Annotated in this window: 5 protein-coding genes and 1 tRNA gene; 3 read left to right on the top strand and 3 right to left on the bottom strand. The window is 62.2% G+C overall.

Going from position 1 to position 4063, the window contains the following annotated elements:
* Positions 1–36: 36 nt before the first annotated feature.
* Positions 37–897, bottom strand: a complete 861-nt coding sequence (locus QZ266_RS13410; RefSeq protein WP_295695986.1) for a M23 family metallopeptidase — start codon at positions 895–897, stop codon at positions 37–39.
* Positions 897–1670: a hypothetical protein gene (locus tag QZ266_RS13405; protein WP_295695984.1), complete on the bottom strand. Its 774-nt coding sequence runs from the start codon at positions 1668–1670 to the stop codon at positions 897–899. The genes QZ266_RS13410 and QZ266_RS13405 overlap by 1 nt, the downstream gene beginning before the upstream one ends.
* Before the next feature lie 208 nt (positions 1671–1878).
* Here QZ266_RS13405 and panD point away from each other — a divergent pair, with 208 nt between their 5' ends.
* The gene (gene panD / locus QZ266_RS13400) at positions 1879–2244 is read left to right on the top strand and encodes an aspartate 1-decarboxylase (RefSeq protein ID WP_295695982.1); all 366 of its coding nucleotides are present in this window, start codon (positions 1879–1881) and stop codon (positions 2242–2244) included.
* A 23-nt stretch (positions 2245–2267) separates the two neighbouring features.
* On the opposite strand, the gene QZ266_RS13395 is transcribed toward panD, so the two are convergent.
* Positions 2268–2975, bottom strand: a complete 708-nt coding sequence (locus QZ266_RS13395; RefSeq protein WP_295695980.1) for an SIMPL domain-containing protein — start codon at positions 2973–2975, stop codon at positions 2268–2270.
* 180 nt (positions 2976–3155) lie between these two features.
* On the opposite strand from QZ266_RS13395, the gene QZ266_RS13390 reads away from it, so the two are divergent.
* Positions 3156–3232: transfer RNA gene (locus QZ266_RS13390), tRNA-Ile, on the top strand.
* Positions 3233–3764: 532 nt separating this feature from the next.
* A partial coding sequence (locus QZ266_RS13385) for a metallophosphoesterase (RefSeq protein ID WP_367178245.1) occupies positions 3765–4063 on the top strand: 299 nt, incomplete at its 3' end.

The raw sequence follows: 4063 nt of genomic DNA, 5'->3' as shown, positions 1-4063 counted from the left end.
CCTCACGGGAAAGGCGACCAAAGGAAGGCGGGCGTCCTAGCTGTCCTCTTCCCCGGTCAGCAGGCGCTCATAACTGTCCACCAGGGCGAGATAGGGAGGCACTGGCGTGTTTTGAATGCCCGAGCCGGTATCGATTGCCATCTTGATCTCGAAATGAAGATGAATGGTCGTCGCCGTGTCGCCGAACTCGTTGGAGACATAGCCGATCCGTTCGCCGCGGCTGACCGTGTCGCCCGGCTCAACCTCGAGCGTGTCCTTGTCGAGATGCAGATAGGTGTAGCGCACGCCGTCATCGGTCATCAGCCGGACGGAATAGGTGCCGATGGACGTGATGGTGCCATCAGCGACGGCGACGGCCCAGTGGATATCGTCCTGGCAACTGGCCGGGCGGATATCCTGGCCCTGATGTCCGACACCGGCGGGGCACATGGGCGTGCCATAGCCGCGCGTCTCGCAGAAATTGTCGCGCCAGGCATAGTCGTAATTGCCGGCATTGCACTGGCCACCCGTTGGTCCGAGATAACCGCCATAGCCATAGACCTGGCTGTTGGCATAGGCCTGCCCGGCTTCCATGGGGAAGCGCATGTCGGGCGCATAATTGATCTGGGTGGTCTGGCCGGTGCCCGAGTCCTCAACCAGATCGCCGGCCGGCATCCAGGTGAAAACATCGCCGGATTCATCAACCGGGTCCGGATCGGGCTCCGGTTCCGGTTCGGGCTCCGGTTCAGGTTCAGGTTCCGGATCAGGCTCAGGCTCAGGCTCGGGCTCGATCGCCTCGACCGGTACCGGGTCTTCCTCTGCCGGGACAGGCGTCTCCTCCATCGGCCACCAGATCATGGCGGCGATGCCCGCAGCGGCGACTGCGGCGGCGAGGGTGAGTTCGGCTTCGCGGGACATTACTGACCTCCTGACGCCGGATTGCCGGCGGCGATGATCAGCGAGTCGGCCAGGCCGCGCACATAGGCGTCGTTCCGGCAGCGGGCATCGGTTTCAGGGCGATCGCATTCCACGGTGATGGAATAGGCGGCGCCATAGCGATTGAAGCTCAGCTCGCGGCCATATTCGGTGGCGCCGATGCGATAGCCATTGCCGTCACCGGCACTGAGGCGACGCGTGCTCAGCGGATCGGGTGCGCGGGCATGGGCGAGCCGAGTGCCGAAGACCTCGATCAGAAGGCCCGGCGCGGTGATGGAGAGATTATAGAAATTCTCGCGTGGGAAGAGCAGAACCCGTGCATTGCTGTCGAGACCCAGCGCATCGGTGCCGGGGATGAGGACGGGCAGGCCGGTATCGGAGACGCCGGCGGCCTCGGGATTGGTCGGTCGCGCGAAGGGCAGATTGCCCTGGCCGACCGCGGCCACCGTCGAGGTGCGCTGGTATTGGCGGGCCTGGAGCTGGATGTCTTCGGCGGCCTGGCCCCAATTGATCGCCATCGCCACCGGTGCATCCGGCTGCGGGATCCGTTGTGGCTGCAGATTGGTCGTCAGCTGCCCGAGCTCGGCTGCGTTGATCCGCGCCGGATTAATGCGGGCCGGGTCAATCTGGACCGGGTCGAGTTGGGTGGGTACCGGCTGGCGCGTCGGCGTGCCGGTCTGCTGTTGCGCGGGCGATGCGGTGCTGACCAGCAGCATGGCCGCAAGCGGTGCGAGTATTTTCGATCGGTTCGTCATCAGTCTCTCCCCAGCCAAGAGTATAGCGTTTTTTTGCACGCCTTGCATGAACCTTCGATGAGAGCGCCGATTGGCTGGTGTTCACGCAGTGGCAAGGGTTTCGGGCGAGACCTACATTCCTGTGAACGGCGCATGCGAGCGACAGGCGTTGAATTTTGCCGCGCTTGCCCGTATGTGCACCGCAATATGTTGTTGCTGGAGGAGCGCGATGCGCCTCACCATGATGAAATGCAAACTGCACCGGGCCGTCGTGACCCAGGCCGACCTTCACTATGAGGGGTCGATCTCGATCGATCGCGATTACCTCGATGCGGCCGGCATCCTGCCCTATGAGCAGGTCGATGTGCTGAACATCAATAATGGCGAGCGTTTCACCACCTATGCCATCGAGGCCCCGCGCGGCAGCCGGACCTTTGGCATCAATGGTGCGGCGGCGCGTCTGGCCCAGGTCGGTGACCGTATCATCGTCGTTGCCTATGCCGGGATGGAGGCCGCCGAGGCCGAGCAGTTTGACCCGGTTGTGGTCCTGCTGGACGAGCACAACAAGGTCATGGCCAAGCCCCAGGCGGCCTGATCGCTTTCCCGACTACTGCCCGACTACTGATTGATGCAGAAATCGGCACTGACCGTGGCGGTGAGTGTCAGTGTGCCGGCTGCGACAGGCGTTGAGGCGCTAACGTCCAGGCTCATCATGCGGGCTTCATAGACCGGCTGCCGGCCCATGCCGCTCTCGCCCATATTCCGGATTCCGCACAGCTCGAACCCGGCTGCATCGGCGAAGAGTTCGGCCTTGGCCAGAAGTCCGGCAATGGCGTCGCGTCGGGCTTCATTCATCGCCTCATCCGTGTCTTCGGCACCGAAGGTGACGCCGTTGATATTGTTGGCTCCGGCGGACACCATGGCATCGATCACCTGGCCGACACGGTCGGTGTCCCGCACCTTGGCGCTGACCTGGTTGCGGGCTTCATAACCGATAATGGTGCGTTCGATCTGGTTGGGCTGGCGCCGATCGGCATAGACCGGCGAGACCGAGAGCTGGGCCGTCTGCATGTCGTCGCTGTCGACCCCGGCCCGGCGCAGGGCGTCAAACACCTCGCTCATCGCCTCGGCATTGGCCCGCACAGCGCCCTGGGCGGTTTCAGCGCGGCTTACCACTCCGGATGAGACCGTTGCGAAATCCGGCGCCATTTGCACGGTCGCGCTCTCCGACAGGGACAGGGTGGGTTCGTTGTCCTGTAACTGGGCATAGGCCGGCAGGCAGAGTGTGGCCGCCAGCGCGGTGGAGGTGATGAGGGTGCGGATCATGGTGTCAGTCCCTTTTCGTGGATGGTGATTGCGGACACTTTAACCCAAGCGGCCCTGACCGCACGCTGAACGCGCGCGATCCAATTTCGCCATCATGATGTCAGGCCTGTAACAATGCCTGCCAACCTGTCTTGGCGACAGCCTCAAGAGCCAGTAACCATGGGCCACGCTTTAACAGCGGGGCCTGTAGCTCAATTGGTTAGAGCCGGCGGCTCATAACCGCTTGGTTGGGGGTTCGAGTCCCTCCGGGCCCACCATATTTTTCAATTGTATGTGAGAAGTGTCCCCTTTTAGGGGGTCCGGAAATTCGTTCGGGGTTCTGTTGGGGTTCCATCGAAACGCGAATTTGGGTTGCGCTCGGTTTGCGTGCCCGCTAGACAGAAACAGTCGCTTCTGGGCGACATCCCCCTGAAAATTGGGCCGGCGTAAATCGACGCCGGCTAGATCGGCAGCGAGAAACTCGGTCCAGCGAACCACAAGGTTAGCAATGACGGATCGTGTGAACCTTTCTGAAATCCCCAATTTGGGTCGCCCTCGCCCAGGCGATCCTGGCTGGCGACATGCTCTTTGGGCGGAACTCCATCGCATCTGGGCATTGGAGGCTCAGCTCGCACACCATTATGCGCTGAAGGCAGCCGAGCGTATCCATGCCGAGGTGCAGGCTGAGAAGCACGCCAAGCGTGATGGCCGAAATCGGCTTGAAGCCACGCCAACCGGCTTTCGGCGGGCCCCTCAGTCAGCCCCCAAGAAGGAGACCTTGAAATCGACATCCTCCAACACACCAGTGGCATTGACGTCTTCGGCGACATCCACGGCCACGCCCGACCGCTTATCCATGCTCTTGAGGTTCTGGGCTATGAAAACCGCTCCGGTGTCTGGCGGCATCCCATGGGCCGTAAAGCGCTCTTCCTCGGAGACCTGATCGACCGGGGACCGCAGAACATCGAGGTTGTGAGGACCGCAAAAGCAATGTGCGAAGCCGGCGAAGCGGTCTGCCTCATGGGTAATCACGAACTCAACGCGATCCATTACGCGACGCCGGATCCGATGCGTGAGGGTGAGTTTTTAAGGCCGCATTCCGCGAAAAA

Origin of the sequence: uncultured Maricaulis sp. (assembly GCF_905480005.1) — a bacterium.
Classification (GTDB): Bacteria; Pseudomonadota; Alphaproteobacteria; order Caulobacterales; family Maricaulaceae; genus Maricaulis.
Note: the sequence above shows the minus strand (reverse complement) of the source record. Positions and strands in the feature narration are given on the sequence as shown.

What these genes read in the sequence shown, in the direction of transcription:
- QZ266_RS13395 (WP_295695980.1), bottom strand. Translation starts at nt 2,975, where the DNA reads ATGATCCGCACCCTCATCACCTCCACCGCGCTGGCGGCCACACTCTGC.
- panD (WP_295695982.1), top strand. Translation starts at nt 1,879, where the DNA reads ATGCGCCTCACCATGATGAAATGCAAACTGCACCGGGCCGTCGTGACC.
- QZ266_RS13410 (WP_295695986.1), bottom strand. Translation starts at nt 897, where the DNA reads ATGTCCCGCGAAGCCGAACTCACCCTCGCCGCCGCAGTCGCCGCTGCG.
- QZ266_RS13405 (WP_295695984.1), bottom strand. Translation starts at nt 1,670, where the DNA reads ATGACGAACCGATCGAAAATACTCGCACCGCTTGCGGCCATGCTGCTG.